Source organism: Pseudooceanicola sp. LIPI14-2-Ac024, from assembly GCF_042188925.1.
Lineage (GTDB): Bacteria > Pseudomonadota > Alphaproteobacteria > Rhodobacterales > Rhodobacteraceae > Pseudooceanicola.
The window spans coordinates 3,483,550-3,497,082 of the sequence record NZ_CP170102.1 but is presented as its reverse complement, the minus strand read 5'-3'; the positions used below and the strand labels follow the sequence as shown (position 1 = coordinate 3,497,082).

Genomic DNA, 13,533 nt, shown 5'->3' with positions numbered 1-13,533 from the left:
AACGACATGATTGTTTGTCACTGTGCCTCGATCTCCGACCGCGAGATTCACGCCGCCATCGACTGGATGCGTGCCTCTGACCCGGACACGATCGTGACACCCGGGAAGGTGTACCGGGCGCTCGGCAAACGTCCGGATTGCGGTGGTTGTCTTCCGCACTTCCTGGACACCATGGAGGCCAACGACAGCTTCGCGGTCCCGCGTCAGCTGCGGAACCTCAGGAACAGGAAGAAGGATAAGGCCTGATGAAAGGCGACGAAAAGGTAATTGAATACCTCAACGCAGCCCTCCGGAGCGAGCTCACCGCGGTCAGCCAGTACTGGCTGCACTACCGCCTTCAGGAAGACTGGGGTTTTGGCAAGATCGGCGACAAGTCGCGCGCCGAGAGCATCGAAGAGATGCATCATGCCGACCGCCTGATCCAGCGCATCATCTTCCTCGAAGGCCACCCCAACCTGCAAAAGCTCGACCCGCTGCGGATTGGCGAGAACCTCAAGGAAACGCTCGAGGCGGACCTGGCCGGCGAACACGACGCACGCACCCTCTACATCGAGGCCCGCGATCACTGCGACAAGGTCGGCGACTACGTGTCCAAGAACCTCTTCGAGGAACTTATCGCCGACGAGGAAGGCCATATCGACTTCCTCGAAACGCAGCTCGATCTCTATGCCAAGCTGGGCGAGGAACGCTATGGCCTGCTCAACGCAAAGTCGGCGGACGAAGCCGAGTAAGCGGACTGGACAAGGCATGAAAAGAACCCTGTTGATGGCCGGTCTGATGACCGGCCTCAACTGTTTCGGGGCCCTGGCCACCGAAGCGGACCGGATCGCAGCCGACCCGCACGTGGACGTGGTGCCCCGCACCGCGGCAGAGGCGGCGCGCATCGCCGGTGTCACCGCGCCGACCGACACCTTCGACGCCCCCGAGGCGTTCGAGGGCAACCCCGGCGGGGCCGCCACCGTGCGCGTCCTGCCCGACAGCAACGCCTTCTCGCAGGCCTCGGCCAACATCTCGTTCGAGCGCGAGTTGGAGTTCAAGGTCGGCAACGGCCTGTTCAAGAAGCTCTGGGTCTCCTCGCCCTCCTCGACCCTCGCCTCCGACGGGCTGGGCCCGCTCTACAATGCCCGCTCCTGCCAGCGCTGTCACCTCAAGGACGGTCGCGGCCACCCGCCCGAGGGGCCGGACGACGACGCCGTCTCGATGTTCCTGCGCGTCTCCGTCCCCGCCCCCGACGGCGGCGAGATGAGCGAAATCGAGGCGTTCCTGCTGACCCTCGGGGACAAGACGATGCAGACCCGGCCCGATCCGACCTACGGCGGCCAACTGCAGGATTTCGCCACACCCGGCCAGACCGCGGAATACAAGCTCGGCGTCGACTGGGAAGAGATCGCCGTGCCGCTCAGCGGCGGTGAGACCGCCATGCTCCGCCGCCCGACCTGGCGCGCCGACGACCTCGGGTACGGCCCGCTGGCCGATGGCGCCATGCTCTCGCCCCGCGTCGCACCGCAGATGATCGGCCTCGGCCTGCTCGAGGCGATCCCGGCGGCGGACATCCTCGCCGCCGCCGATCCCGGCGACAGCGACGGCGACGGCATCTCGGGCCGGGCCAACGTGGTCTGGTCGCTGGAATACGACCGCCCGATGCTGGGCCGCTTCGGCTGGAAGGCCGGGGCCCCGACCGTCCGGGAACAGAGCGCCGCCGCCTTCGCCGGCGACATCGGCATCTCCACCCCCATCTTCGACGCGCCCTGGGGCGACTGCACCGAGGCACAGACCGATTGCCGCGCCGGTCCGCACGGCGACGGCGACGACCGCGGGACCGAGATCGACGGCCCCTCGCTCGACCTCGTGACCTTCTACAGCCGCAACCTCGCCGTGCCCGCCCGCCGCGACCTCGACGACCCGCAGGTGATGCGCGGCAAGCAGGTGTTCTACGACATCGGCTGCACCGGCTGCCACACCCCCAAGTTCGTGACCAACCGGCTCGACGACCAGCCGGAACAGAGCTTCCAGCTGATCTGGCCCTACACCGACCTGCTTCTGCACGACATGGGCGAGGGTCTGGCCGATAACCGGCCCGAAGGGGCGGCGGACGGTCAGGAATGGCGCACCGCCCCGCTCTGGGGGATCGGCTTGACCCCGCAGGTCAACGGGCACAGTTACTACCTCCACGACGGCCGCGCGCGCTCCCTCCTCGAAGCGGTGCTCTGGCACGGCGGAGAGGCGCAGGCATCCCGCGACCGCGTCGTCGACCTGCCGCCCGAGGATCGCGCCGCCCTGATCCGCTACCTGGAGAGCCTATGAAACGTGCCCTCGCCCTGTGCCTCTGCCTTGCCACGCCCCTGCACGCGGGCGTGCCCGAGGTGGTGAACGACCACGTCCTGCCCGGCACCGCCGCCTTTGCCGACGCCACCCGGGCGCTGGCCGACACCGCGCGGCAGGACTGCACCACCACCGCCGTGCAGCCCGCCTTCCACGACGCCTTCGACGCCTGGCTGGGCATATCCCACCTGGCCTTCGGACCGGTCGAGGATGACGGTCGCGGCCTCGCCATCGCCTTCTGGCCCGACACCCGCGGCCTCGGCAACGCCGCCGTCGCGCAGCTGGTGGCGAACGAGGATGCGGCGGTGGACGACCCCGCCGAATTCGCCGAGGTCTCGGTCGCCGCGCGCGGGTTCTTCGCCCTGGAACAGCTGCTCTATGACGAGAAGTATGCAGGATACGCCGCCGACAGCTACACCTGCCGCCTTGTCGCCGCCACCGCCGCCGACCTCTCCCGCATGGCCGACGAGATCGACGCCGCCTGGCGCGGGACGCAGGCCCCGCTGATGCTCTCTGCCGGAGAGGCGGGCAACCCGCGCTACTTCTCGGAACAGGAGGCGCAGCAGCAGCTCTACACCGCGCTGCAGGCAGCACTGGAATTCGACGCGGACGCCCGGCTGAAGCGCCCGCTCGGCAGCTTCGACCGGCCCCGCCCCCTACGGGCCGAGGCGCGCCGTTCCGGCCGGTCGCTGCGCAACGTGACCCTGTCGCTGCAAGCGCTCGAGGACCTGTCCGAGGCGCTGGCCGACGCGCCGATCCCCCAGACCCACGCCGCCTTTGCCACCGCGCTGGAGGTGGCCGCCGACCTCGATGATCCGGTGTTCGCCGGCGTCGCGGAGCCGGGCAGCCGCCTCAAGGTCGAGATCCTGCAACAGCGGATCGACGCCATCGCCGCCACCGTCGCCGGTGAGATCGGCGCCCAGCTCGGCGTGACCGAGGGCTTCAACTCGGCCGACGGAGACTGAGATGACCACGCGCCGCGCCTTCCTCGCCTCGCTCCTCGCCGCCGCCTCGGTGCCGCGGCTGACCTGGGCCGACGCGGGCAGCCCCGCCTACCTCGCCGCCGCCAAGGAACCGTCGGGCGACTACGCGCTCTTCGGGCTGGCGGCCAGCGGGCAGGACGTGTTCCGCATTCCCCTGCCCGGCCGGGGCCATGCCGCCGCGGCGCATCCGACCGCGCCCGAAGCGGTGGCCTTTGCCCGCCGCCCCGGCACCTTCGCGCTTGTCATCGACTGCACCACCGGCGTCACGCAAAAGACGCTGCACGCGCCCGAAGGCCGGCACTTCTACGGCCACGGCGCCTTTGTCGACGGGGGTAACCTGCTCTGCACGCCGGAGAACGACTACGCCACCGGCGAGGGCCGGATCGGCATCTGGGACCGCCGCCGGAACTATGAACGCGTGGGCGAGATCGCATCGGGCGGCACCGGCCCGCACGACATCCTTCGCCTCGACGGCGACGTGCTGGTGATCGCCAACGGCGGCATCCGCACCCACCCCGACCAGGGCCGCGACAAGCTCAACCTCGACACCATGCGCCCGAACCTCGCCTATGCCACGATCGACGGCGGGGTGGAGGAGGTCGTCGAACTGGACACCGGCCTGCACAAGAACTCCATCCGCCACCTCGCCGCGCGCGACGGTCTTGTCGCCTTTGCCATGCAGTGGCAGGGCGACCTGCCCGACGCCGCCCCCCTGCTCGGCCTGCACCGGCGCGGCTCCGCGCCGATCCTCTGCACCGCCGCCATGGGCGAACAGATGGCGATGCAGGGCTATGCCGGCAGCGTCGCGATCTCGCCCGAGGGGCTGATCGGCATCACCTCGCCCCGCGGCTCGCGGTTGCACGTGTTCCGGCCCGACGGCAGCTTTGCCGCCGGGTTCGAGCGCTCTGACATCTGCGGCCTGGCCGAGGGGATCGAGGGCTTCGTGGCGACCGACGGCATGGGCACCGTGATCGAGGCGCGCGGCGACAGCCTGCGGCCCGCGTCGCGGGCGGTGCGGGCCTGGGACAATCACCTGGTGAAGATCACGGTGGCCTGACGGCCGCCGCTCACTTGGTCAGGATCAGCTTGCCCGCCTTGGTGATCCGCAGGGTATAGACCTGGTCGCCCAACAGGATCTCGGCCGTCTGGCCGCCCGCTGTCAGGTCGCGCGCGTCATAGCTCGGCAGCCCGTCGTGTCCGGACACCGGGCTGGCTGCCGCCCCGGTGTCCTTGCCTTGCTGTCCCGCGCTCATATCGTCCAGTCCAGCGCCTTGGGCTCTTCGCGGAAGGCGAAGCGCAACAGGTGATCCTCGACGATGTACTTGGCGCGCTTGAGCCCGTCGGCATCCGGCCCGGTCACCGCGATATCGAGCCCGCCGGTATCGGCGGTCAGCGTCGCAGGGCCCGGCGGCAGCTCGGCCCGGCCGGTGGTCTCGTCGAATTCCACGCTGACCTTGTGGGCGAAATGCTTGCACAGTTGCTGGAGGTATCTCGAGGCGTTTTCCGTCTCGAAACGCGTCTTGGCTGTCAGCATGGCTGGTCTCCCCGTTCCCGATTCTTTTCGTAAGCTATTTTCTTGACCTCCCCATGGCAACGGGATAGTCGCCCGGAGGACCGCCGCCGGCCCCTTCCGCGCGCGGCCTGCCTGAACAAGGAGCCCCCATGTTCGCGACGCGCGCCCTGCCCGCCCTCTTCTCAGCCCTCGTCCTGTCGACCGCCGCCCTGGCCGATCCGGTCACCTTCGACACCGCGCAGGGCCCGATGGAGCTTTCTGCCGCGCCGGAACGGATCGTGGCGCTGGACCCGGCGGCGATCGACACGCTGGTCGCGCTCGGGCAGGTGCCCGCGGGGATTTCCTGGCCGGTCTACGTCGACTACCTGCCCGACCAGGTCGAGGGCGCCGAGCACGTGGGATCGTTCTTTGAACCCGATTTCGAGGCCATTGCCGCGCTTGCCCCGGACCTGATCGTCGTCGGATCGCGGGCGGTGGCACAGGCGCAGGCCCTGTCGCGGATCGCCCCGGTGGCGGACATGTCCGTCGGCACCGACGCCTTCGGCGACGGCGAGGCGCGCCTGGCCGCCTATGGCCGGATGCTCGGCCGCGAGGCCGCGGCAGACGAGCTTTCGGCCGCGCTCGACGCCAAGGTCGAACAGGTCCGCGCGCTGGTGGCCGACAAGGGCGGAGACGCGCTCATCCTTATGACCAACGGCCCGAAACTCGCGGTCTTCGGTCCCGGCAGCCGGTTCGGCTGGCTGCACACGCGCCTCGGCTTCGGCGAGGCGGTCGAAGGCATCGCGGACTCGCGCCACGGCGAGGCGGTGTCGTTCGAATACATCGCCCAGGCCAACCCCGACACGCTGATCGTGATCGACCGCGGCGCGGCGATCGACGACGGCACCGCGGCGGCCCAGGCCACGCTGGACAACTCGCTGGTGGCGGGCACCACCGCGGGGCGCGAGGGGCGGATCGTCTACCTGTCCCCCGGCGAGGTCTACATCGCCGCCGGTGGGGTGCAGGCCCTGATGCGCACCCTGGACGAGATCGCCGCGGCCCTCGGGGCGATGTAATGCGCCTGGCTGGGCTGGCGCTGCTGGCCGCGCTCTTCTGCCTGTCGCTCTTTGTCGGCAACGCGCCGCTGTCGCCCGCCGACCTGCTGCACGACCCCGCCGCGCGCGACCTGCTGCTGGTCAGCCGCCTGCCCCGGACGCTGGCCGCCGTGCTGGCCGGCGCGGCGCTGGCGATGACCGGGCAGATTATGCAGATCCTCGCCCGCAACCGCTTCGTCGAACCGATGACCGCCGGGGCGGGACAGAGCGCCGCGCTCGGCATCCTGCTGATCACCATGCTCGCGCCCGCCGCCGCGCTCTGGATCAAGATGTCGGTCGCCGCGCTTGCCGCGCTGGCCGGCAGCCTCGGCTTGATCGTCCTGATCCGCCCGTTGCCGCCGACCCAGCCGCTGCTCGTGCCGCTGGTGGCGCTGGTCTACGGCGGGGTGATCGGCGCGGTGGCGACCTTCATCGCCTACCAGGACGACATGATGCAGTACCTCGGCATCTGGCTGACCGGCGAATTCTCGGGCGTGCTGCAGGGGCGGTACGAACTGCTCTGGCTGGCCGGGCTGGCCGCCGGGGCATCCTGGCTGATCGCCGACCGGCTGACCCTGCTGGCGCTTGGCGAGGATGCGGCACGCGGCCTCGGCCTGAACGTGCGGGCGGTGACGGCCGCGGGACTGGCCGCGATCTCGGTCACCACGGCGATCGTGGTCGTGACCCTCGGCTCGATCCCCTTCGTCGGGCTCGTGGTGCCGAACCTCGTCGCGCGGATCACCGGCGACAACCTGCGCCGCGCCCTGCCGGTGACGGCGCTGGTCGGCGCGATCCTCGTCCTCGGCGCCGACATCCTCGGCCGGACCCTGCGGGCCCCATTCGAGATCCCCGCCTCCTCCATGGTGGCCCTCGTCGGCGCGGTGATCTTCATCGTCCTCCTGTCGCAGGGGGGACGCCGTGCGTAACAGGTTGCTGGTCCTCGCGGGCCTGCTGCTGCTCTCGGCGGCGGGCTACATGCTGATCGACGCCAAGGCGCCGTGGTCGTTCCTGCTGCCGTTCCGGGCGACCAAGCTCGCGGCGCTGATCCTCGTCGGCATGGCGCTGTCGGTGGCGACGATCCTGTTCCAGACGATCACCGCGAACCGCATCCTGACCCCGTCGCTGATGGGGTTCGACGCGCTTTACGTCTTTGTCCTGACCGCGCTGGTCTACCTGATGGGCGCCTCGGGCTATGCCGCCCTGCCGCCCTGGCTGCTCTTTGCGATGAACATCTCGGCGATGATCGGGCTGAGCCTTCTGCTCTTTGCCGCGCTGATGCGGCTGGCGGGCGGCGACATGGTGCGCCTCGTGCTGACCGGGATCGTCATCGGGCTGCTGATCCGGGCCCTGACCGGGTTCCTGCAGCGGGTGATCGACCCCAGCGAGTTCCAGATGGTGCAGGCGGTGTCCTTTGCCCGCTTCACCCAGGTCGAGGCCGGCCTGCTCGCCTTGGCCGCCATCGTCGTCCTGCCCGCCATGGCGCTGGCCTGGCGGATGCGGCACCGGCTGGACGTGCTGGCGCTTGGCCCCGACACCGCGACCGGCCTGGGCGAGAACCCGACACGCCTGCAGCGCCAGTCGCTGGTGCTGATCTGCCTTCTCGTCGCCGCCCCTACCGCGCTGGTCGGACCGATGGCGGCGGGCGGCTTCGGCCCGGCCAGCTTCTTCGGGCTGATCGTCTCGGCCTTTGCCCATGTCATCACACCCACCCACCGGCACGCGATCCTGCTGCCGTCGGCCGCACTGACCGGCGCGATCGTCCTGGTCGGCGGCCAGACGGTGATGGAACGGGTGCTGAACCTGGCCACCCCGCTGACCGTCGTGATCGAACTGGTCGGGGGCGTGGTCTTCCTCACCCTTCTCATCCGGAGGCGCGCTGCATGATCCTTGTCGAAAACGTCTCGCACCGCATCGGCGCCAGCGACATCCTGCACGACGTCTCGCTCAGCCTGCCGCGGGGCGGGCTGACCGCGCTGATCGGGCCAAACGGCGCGGGCAAGTCCACGCTGATGTCCCTGATCGCCCGGCTGCAGCCGCTGCGCCAGGGCCGGATCACGGTCGACGGGCTCGAGGTCGGGCAGGTCAGCGATCGCGACCTCGCTCAGAAACTGGCGGTGATGCCGCAGACCGCGCAGGTCTCTGCCCGGCTCAGGATCGAAGAACTTGTCGGTTTCGGCCGCTACCCTTGGCACCGCGGCTATCCCCGCCCCGAGGATCGGGCCAAGATCGAAGAGGCGCTGGACCGCTTCGCGCTCGGGGACCTGCGGCAGCGGTTCCTCGACGAGGTGTCGGGCGGGCAGCGGCAGCGCGCCTTCACCGCGATGGCCTTTGCGCAGGACACCGATTACCTGCTGCTGGACGAGCCGCTCAACAACCTCGACATCGCCGCCGCCCGCGACCTGATGCGCCTGCTGCGGCAGATGGCGGACGTGGATGGCAAGACCATCGTGATCGTCCTGCACGACATCAACTATGCCACCGCCTTCGCCGACCACCTGGTGGTGATGAAGGACGGCCGCATCGCCGCACAGGGCGCCCCGTCCGAGGTCGTGACCGAGGTGCTGCTGCGCGACACCTTCGGCACGGATGCCCGGATTTCCACCGTCGAAGGCCGTCCCGTCGTGATGGTCTGACCGCGGCCTGCAGCGGGCCGGATCGATCTTGACTATTTTAGTATACTTCACTAGGCGAGGCGGAAAGCGCCAGCCCCACGCGTTCGTTCCCTCGGTCGCTCAGCCAGCAGCTTGGGACTCATTCGACAACCGGACCTGGGGCACATGAACATTTCCACCAAGGCATTTCTGCTGACCGGCGCCGCGCTCTGCATCGCCGCACCCGCGATGGCACAGGAGGCCATCGACCTCGACGCCATCCGCGTCGAATCCGAAGAGGCGCAGTCGGTGCTCGGCACCACCGAGATCAACGAGGAAGACCTGGCCGTGCGCAATCCGCAGACCACGGCGGACGTGTTCAAAGGCGAATCCTCGATCGCTGTGTCAGGTGGCGCGGCCATCGCGCAGAAGGTCTTCGTCAACGGGATCGAGGAAAGCCAGCTGTCGGTCACCATCGACGGCGCGCGCCAGAACAAGGCCGCGTTCCACCATTCCGGCAACATCCTGTTCGATCCCTTCCTGCTGAAGCGGGTCGAGGTAAGCGCCGGCCTCTCGCCCGCCGATGCGGGACCGGGCGCCCTGGCCGGGACGATCGCCTATGAAACCGCCGACGCGCGCGACCTGCTCGAGGTCGGGCAGAGCTTCGGCGCGCGGACCTCGCTCAGCTACGGCAGCAACGCCAAGACCCTGCGCGCGGGCGCGACGGTCTACGGCGTGCAGGGCGGGTTCGAATACCTGCTGAGCGCCGTGCGCACCAGCGGCGACGACTACAGCGACGGCGACGGCAATGTCGTGCCCGGGACCGAGGCCGACACCCTGGCCCTGACCGGCAAGATCGCCTTCACCACCGCGGGCGGCCAGCGCTTCGAATTCTCGGCAGATCACACCACCGACACCGGCATCCGCGCCATGCAGGCGGGCCCCGGCGGTCTCTATTTTGCCCGGCCCGACTTTGCCGGCGTCGTCGGCCGCCCCTCGGTCTACCGCGAGGCGAAGTCCGAGCGCGATTCATACGCGCTGACCTGGACGGACGAGAACCCGGACGGCACCTGGGCCCCCTGGGCGCAACTGTCCTACAACGAGGTCCTGACCGAGGCGGGCGGTGCCGTCGGCACCAACACCAGCCTCAGCGGCACGTTCAAGAACGACTTCCAGGTGATGGGCGGCGTGCTCTCGGCCGGGGTCGATTTCTTCCATGACACCGCCGAGGGCCATGGCGCGCTGAACACCGGCGACGCGACCGAGACGCTGCAGAACGTCGGCGTCTTTGCCCAGATGCGGCAGGACGTGAACGACCGCGTCTCGCTCAGCTACGGCGTGCGGGTCGACGCGCAGTGGTTCGAACTGGCCGACGGGACCGAACTGGACGACGTGGGCGTCAGCGGCAACGCCGCCGCCGACATCCGCCTGACCGAAGCCCTGTCGCTGAACATCGGCGCGGCCTCCAGCTGGGGCGGCTACGAGCTCAGCGAAGCGTCGCTGATCAACCTCGGCGGCGACTGGGTCTACGGGACGCCCGAACCCGCGCGCGCGAACAGCGCCCGGGTCGGCCTGCGCTACCAGAGCGGCCCGTGGACCGCCAACGCGGCGCTTTTCTACACCGAGATCCAGGACGCCAACTACGTTCTCGGCGCCTCGCGCGAGACCTACGACATCGTGTCCAAGGGCATCGACACCTCGCTCCGCTACGAGGCGTTCAAGGGCTTTGTCCAGCTGAACTACACCTATGCCGACGTGAGCATGGACGATGTGCCGATCTCGACCACGGCCTATTACTTCGGCCGTCCGATGGGCCACATCATCGCGCTTTCGGGCGGCTACGAGGTGATGCAGGGCCTGACCCTGGGCGGCACCGCCGAGATCGCGCTCGAATACGACGGGACCGAGGACATCGGCGAAAGCGCCCTGCCCGGCTACGAGGTCGTGAACCTCTTCGCCTCTTACACCCCGCCGCAATACGACAGCGTGGAACTGCGTCTCGACGTGCGCAACGTGTTCGATGCGACCTACGTGAAACGCGGCTCGGACGGCGCAGGCCTGTCCAACGTGGTGGCCCTGAACGAGCCGGGCCGCACCTTTGCCCTGACCGTGAACACGCGGTTCTGAGGCAGCAGCAATACCGACGGCTGGCGCGGGCCCTTCGCGCCAGCCACATCGAAAGGATCGACGAATGACCACCGTGACGCAGATGTTCTCCCATGGCCTCAAGGCCGCCGCGATAGCCACCTGCGCCACGTTCCTGGCCGCGCCGCTCTCCGCGCAGGAGGCGCAGGCCCCCGCCGCGCCCAGCTTCGAGGCGCCGGTTGCGCCGCAGGCGCCCGCCGCCCCCGAGGTCGATGGCACCGACAGCGCCGCGCCTGAGGTGAGCCCGGCGCAGGACAGCGCCCCCGCCGCGCCGGGTGAGGCCGCCACCGAAACTGCCCCGGTCGCGCAGGACGACGCCACCGCGCCCGCAGCCGACGAGAGCACCGCGACCGACATGGCCGCACCGGGCGAAGCCCCCGTCGTGCCGGAAGCGCCCGCCGAACCCGAGGGCGCGCTGGAACGCGCGATGACCTTCCTCGAAAACGGCGGCCCCGCGATCTGGGCGATCACCGCGCTGTCGGTCGTCACGCTCGCCCTGATCCTGTGGAAGACCTGGAGCCTGTCGATGGCCGGCGCCTGGTCGCGCCGCCCGTCCTCAGAGGCGGTGGCGCTCTGGGAACAGGGCCGCGCCGATGCCGCACTGAAGCGGCTCGAGAAACGGCACGGCCTGCGCTCGCGCATGACCCGCACCGCCCTGACCGCGCGGATGCGGCTGGACGACGACCAGGCGCGCGAGGAAACCACCCGCGTCGCCAAGCGCCTGCTGGCCGACCAGTCCGGCGGGCTGCGCGCGCTGGAACTGATCGCCACCATTGCCCCCCTGCTGGGTCTGCTGGGCACCGTCCTCGGCATGATCGCCGCCTTCCAGGCGTTGCAGGAGGCTGGCAACCGCGCCGACCCCGCTTTGCTCGCCGGAGGCATCTGGGAGGCGCTTCTGACCACCGCCGCCGGCATGGCCGTGGCGATCCCGGCCTCGGCCGCGCTGACCTGGTTCGAGTCGGTGATCGAGAATGTCCGCGTCGACATGGAAGACCTGGCCGCCCGCATCTTCGTGGCCGACCGCCCCCATGTCGCCGCCGCCACCCTGCACGAGATCGACCTCGCCGCCGAGTGATCCGATGAACCTCGCGCCTCCCCGCCGGCCGCGCCGCAGGCCGAGCCTCACGCCGATGATCGACGTGGTGTTCCTGTTGCTGGTCTTCTTCATGCTCGCCTCGCGTTTCGGGCTGGACACCGTGATGCCGCTGCCGCTGGCCGGGGGCGGATCCGGCTACCAGGGCCCGCCGCGCCTGGTCGAGGTCATGCCCGAGGGCCTGCGCCTGAACGGCACCGCGATCGGTGAGGATGCCCTTCCCGGCGCCCTGCAGGGCCTGGTCGCCGCGCCGTCGGACACCATCGTCCTGCGCGGCGCCGAGGGCACCAACCTGCAGCGCGTCGTCACCGTCGCCACCGGCCTACGCGCGGCTGGCTACACCGGGCTGGTGCTGGTCGAATGATGGATTTCGCAACCCCGCAGAAGCGCCCGCGCGGCGAAAGCATCGTGCCGATGATCAACGTGGTGTTCCTGCTGCTGGTCTTCTTCCTGATGACCTCGCAGCTGACGCCGCCCGAACCGATCGAGGTGACGCCGCCGAACGCCACGGGCGACGAGGGGCCGCCGGTGCAGCTCACGCTCTTCATGGGGCCAGATGGCGGCATCGCCTTCCGCGACCTGACCGGGGACGCCGCGCTCGACGCCTATGCGGCCGAGGGGACCGGGGCGACCGAACCGCCGATGCTGCGCGCCGATGCCCAGGCCGAGGCGCGGGCCGTGGCGCGGGTACTGAAAAACCTCGCGGCCCGCGGGCTGACCAACGTCGCCCTGGTGGTGGCCCCGGAATGAGGCGCGGCGTGGAATTCGCCGCCTTCATGGCGCTGGCCGCGGGGCTGCACCTGGCGCTGGCCGTGCGGCTGCCGTCGGCGGATGGCGGGTCGGACACCGGCGGCCAGGGTGGCGACGCCTCGGTCACCGTGGCGGCCGCGTCCGAACAGGTCGCGGCCCTGGTCGAGAAATGGGACCGCCCGCCCGAGACACCCGAGGAGGTCGAGCGCCCCGAGCCGCCGCAGGAGCAGCCGGTCGAGGCACCGCCCGAACCGCTGACCGAGGACGCGTCACCCCCCGGACCGAGCTGGCCGCCCTGCCCGAGGCGCGGGCCGACATGCCGCAGGTGCCGAGCTTCGACCGCGAGACACCGCTGCCGCCGGCGCCCGACACCACCTTTACAGTCGACCGGCCGCTGCCGCCCGAGGAGGAGACGGCGACCGAGACGCCCGAGATCACGCAGGACACCCCGCCCGAGCGTCCAGACGCGCCGGTGCCCGAGGCCCCGCAGCCGGTCGAACAGGCCGCCCTGCCGCAGATCGACACCGAGGTCCCGCCGCCGCCCGAAACGGCCGCCCCGACCTCGAGCCCGCGCCCGCCCGTGCGGCCGGAACAGCCGAAGCCCGCGCCGGAACGGCCGACGCAATCCACCGAGAGCAGCGCGCCCCGGCAGGCCACCCGGTCCGCCGGCAGCGGCGGCTCGGCGCAGGCCGGGATTGCCCAGTCGTCGGGGGCAAAGACGCTGTCCCAGTCGCAGGTGCAAAGCGCGATGTCGTCCTGGGGGGCTCAGATCCGGGCGCGCATCGAACGGCGCAAGCGGCACCCCGGCGGGCGCGGCGGGCGCGTGACGCTGCAACTGACCGTGTCGTCCTCGGGGCAGATCACCGGCGCGCAGGTCGCACGGTCCTCGGGCAACCCGCGGCTGGACCAGGCGGCGATGGCCGCGGTGCGGCAGGCCGGGCGGATGCCCGCGGCCCCTGCCGGGCTGAGCAACCCGAGTTACACGTTCAACCTGCCGATGGACTTCAACTGAGGCAGGGCCAAGCCAGAGAAGACAAAGGGCCGGCGGATCGCTCCGCCGGCC

Annotated in this window: 16 protein-coding genes; 14 read left to right on the top strand and 2 right to left on the bottom strand. The window is 70.3% G+C overall.

The window, feature by feature from the left end:
- The first annotated feature begins 6 nt into the window (after nt 1-6).
- Genes ACE2AC_RS17080 through ACE2AC_RS17060 form a run of 5 tightly spaced genes read left to right on the top strand, consistent with a single transcriptional unit; the run spans nt 7 to nt 4,362 of the window.
- A complete protein-coding gene (locus ACE2AC_RS17080) occupies nt 7-246 on the top strand; it encodes a bacterioferritin-associated ferredoxin (RefSeq protein WP_375688624.1) in 240 nt (79 codons plus the stop codon).
- A complete protein-coding gene (bfr, locus tag ACE2AC_RS17075) occupies nt 246-731 on the top strand; it encodes a bacterioferritin (protein WP_375688623.1) in 486 nt (161 codons plus the stop codon). The genes ACE2AC_RS17080 and bfr overlap by 1 nt, the downstream gene beginning before the upstream one ends.
- Before the next feature lie 16 nt (nt 732-747).
- Entirely contained in the window at nt 748-2,304 is a 1,557-nt protein-coding gene (locus ACE2AC_RS17070) for a di-heme oxidoredictase family protein (protein WP_375688622.1), read from the top strand.
- A complete protein-coding gene (locus ACE2AC_RS17065) occupies nt 2,301-3,287 on the top strand; it encodes an imelysin family protein (protein ID WP_375688621.1) in 987 nt (328 codons plus the stop codon). Before ACE2AC_RS17070 ends, ACE2AC_RS17065 begins: the two co-directional genes overlap by 4 nt.
- 1 nt (nt 3,288) lies before the next feature.
- Entirely contained in the window at nt 3,289-4,362 is a 1,074-nt protein-coding gene (locus ACE2AC_RS17060) for a DUF1513 domain-containing protein (RefSeq protein WP_375688620.1), read from the top strand.
- Nucleotides 4,363-4,372: 10 nt separating this feature from the next.
- Here ACE2AC_RS17060 and hemP read toward each other — a convergent pair whose 3' ends face one another.
- Nucleotides 4,373-4,558 carry a hemin uptake protein HemP gene (gene hemP, locus ACE2AC_RS17055; protein ID WP_375688619.1) on the bottom strand — a complete coding sequence of 62 codons (186 nt, stop codon included), beginning with the start codon at nt 4,556-4,558 and terminating at the stop codon, nt 4,373-4,375.
- Entirely contained in the window at nt 4,555-4,839 is a 285-nt protein-coding gene (locus tag ACE2AC_RS17050; RefSeq protein ID WP_375688618.1) for a DUF2218 domain-containing protein, read from the bottom strand. Before ACE2AC_RS17050 ends, hemP begins: the two co-directional genes overlap by 4 nt.
- A 128-nt stretch (nt 4,840-4,967) precedes the next feature.
- Between ACE2AC_RS17050 and ACE2AC_RS17045 the strand changes: the two genes are divergently transcribed.
- The 9 genes from ACE2AC_RS17045 (at nt 4,968) to ACE2AC_RS17005 (ending at nt 13,482) form a co-directional block, all read left to right on the top strand.
- Nucleotides 4,968-5,873 carry a siderophore ABC transporter substrate-binding protein gene (locus ACE2AC_RS17045; RefSeq protein ID WP_375688617.1) on the top strand — a complete coding sequence of 302 codons (906 nt, stop codon included), beginning with the start codon at nt 4,968-4,970 and terminating at the stop codon, nt 5,871-5,873.
- Nucleotides 5,873-6,817, top strand: coding sequence for an ABC transporter permease (locus tag ACE2AC_RS17040; RefSeq protein WP_375688616.1), 945 nt, complete (start codon nt 5,873-5,875; stop codon nt 6,815-6,817). Before ACE2AC_RS17045 ends, ACE2AC_RS17040 begins: the two co-directional genes overlap by 1 nt.
- Nucleotides 6,810-7,775, top strand: coding sequence for an iron chelate uptake ABC transporter family permease subunit (locus ACE2AC_RS17035; RefSeq protein WP_375688615.1), 966 nt, complete (start codon nt 6,810-6,812; stop codon nt 7,773-7,775). The genes ACE2AC_RS17040 and ACE2AC_RS17035 overlap by 8 nt, the downstream gene beginning before the upstream one ends.
- Nucleotides 7,772-8,524, top strand: a complete 753-nt coding sequence (locus ACE2AC_RS17030; RefSeq protein WP_375688614.1) for an ABC transporter ATP-binding protein — start codon at nt 7,772-7,774, stop codon at nt 8,522-8,524. Before ACE2AC_RS17035 ends, ACE2AC_RS17030 begins: the two co-directional genes overlap by 4 nt.
- Before the next feature lie 144 nt (nt 8,525-8,668).
- Nucleotides 8,669-10,609, top strand: coding sequence for a TonB-dependent receptor domain-containing protein (locus ACE2AC_RS17025; protein WP_375688613.1), 1,941 nt, complete (start codon nt 8,669-8,671; stop codon nt 10,607-10,609).
- 64 nt (nt 10,610-10,673) lie between these two features.
- Complete coding sequence (locus ACE2AC_RS17020) at nt 10,674-11,702, top strand: MotA/TolQ/ExbB proton channel family protein (RefSeq protein ID WP_375688612.1); 1,029 nt, start codon at nt 10,674-10,676, stop codon at nt 11,700-11,702.
- A 4-nt stretch (nt 11,703-11,706) separates the two neighbouring features.
- On the top strand, nt 11,707-12,084 hold the full coding sequence (locus ACE2AC_RS17015; protein ID WP_375688611.1) for an ExbD/TolR family protein: 378 nt from the start codon (nt 11,707-11,709) through the stop codon (nt 12,082-12,084).
- Nucleotides 12,084-12,470, top strand: coding sequence for a biopolymer transporter ExbD (locus ACE2AC_RS17010; RefSeq protein WP_375688610.1), 387 nt, complete (start codon nt 12,084-12,086; stop codon nt 12,468-12,470). The genes ACE2AC_RS17015 and ACE2AC_RS17010 overlap by 1 nt, the downstream gene beginning before the upstream one ends.
- 316 nt (nt 12,471-12,786) lie before the next feature.
- Nucleotides 12,787-13,482, top strand: a complete 696-nt coding sequence (locus tag ACE2AC_RS17005; RefSeq protein ID WP_375688609.1) for a cell envelope integrity protein TolA — start codon at nt 12,787-12,789, stop codon at nt 13,480-13,482.
- Nucleotides 13,483-13,533: the final 51 nt, after the last annotated feature.

What these genes read in the sequence shown, in the direction of transcription:
- ACE2AC_RS17080 (WP_375688624.1), top strand. Translation starts at nt 7, where the DNA reads ATGATTGTTTGTCACTGTGCCTCGATCTCCGACCGCGAGATTCACGCC.
- bfr (WP_375688623.1), top strand. Translation starts at nt 246, where the DNA reads ATGAAAGGCGACGAAAAGGTAATTGAATACCTCAACGCAGCCCTCCGG.
- ACE2AC_RS17070 (WP_375688622.1), top strand. Translation starts at nt 748, where the DNA reads ATGAAAAGAACCCTGTTGATGGCCGGTCTGATGACCGGCCTCAACTGT.
- ACE2AC_RS17065 (WP_375688621.1), top strand. Translation starts at nt 2,301, where the DNA reads ATGAAACGTGCCCTCGCCCTGTGCCTCTGCCTTGCCACGCCCCTGCAC.
- ACE2AC_RS17060 (WP_375688620.1), top strand. Translation starts at nt 3,289, where the DNA reads ATGACCACGCGCCGCGCCTTCCTCGCCTCGCTCCTCGCCGCCGCCTCG.
- hemP (WP_375688619.1), bottom strand. Translation starts at nt 4,558, where the DNA reads ATGAGCGCGGGACAGCAAGGCAAGGACACCGGGGCGGCAGCCAGCCCG.
- ACE2AC_RS17050 (WP_375688618.1), bottom strand. Translation starts at nt 4,839, where the DNA reads ATGCTGACAGCCAAGACGCGTTTCGAGACGGAAAACGCCTCGAGATAC.
- ACE2AC_RS17045 (WP_375688617.1), top strand. Translation starts at nt 4,968, where the DNA reads ATGTTCGCGACGCGCGCCCTGCCCGCCCTCTTCTCAGCCCTCGTCCTG.
- ACE2AC_RS17040 (WP_375688616.1), top strand. Translation starts at nt 5,873, where the DNA reads ATGCGCCTGGCTGGGCTGGCGCTGCTGGCCGCGCTCTTCTGCCTGTCG.
- ACE2AC_RS17030 (WP_375688614.1), top strand. Translation starts at nt 7,772, where the DNA reads ATGATCCTTGTCGAAAACGTCTCGCACCGCATCGGCGCCAGCGACATC.
- ACE2AC_RS17025 (WP_375688613.1), top strand. Translation starts at nt 8,669, where the DNA reads ATGAACATTTCCACCAAGGCATTTCTGCTGACCGGCGCCGCGCTCTGC.
- ACE2AC_RS17020 (WP_375688612.1), top strand. Translation starts at nt 10,674, where the DNA reads ATGACCACCGTGACGCAGATGTTCTCCCATGGCCTCAAGGCCGCCGCG.
- ACE2AC_RS17015 (WP_375688611.1), top strand. Translation starts at nt 11,707, where the DNA reads ATGAACCTCGCGCCTCCCCGCCGGCCGCGCCGCAGGCCGAGCCTCACG.
- ACE2AC_RS17010 (WP_375688610.1), top strand. Translation starts at nt 12,084, where the DNA reads ATGGATTTCGCAACCCCGCAGAAGCGCCCGCGCGGCGAAAGCATCGTG.
- ACE2AC_RS17005 (WP_375688609.1), top strand. Translation starts at nt 12,787, where the DNA reads ATGCCGCAGGTGCCGAGCTTCGACCGCGAGACACCGCTGCCGCCGGCG.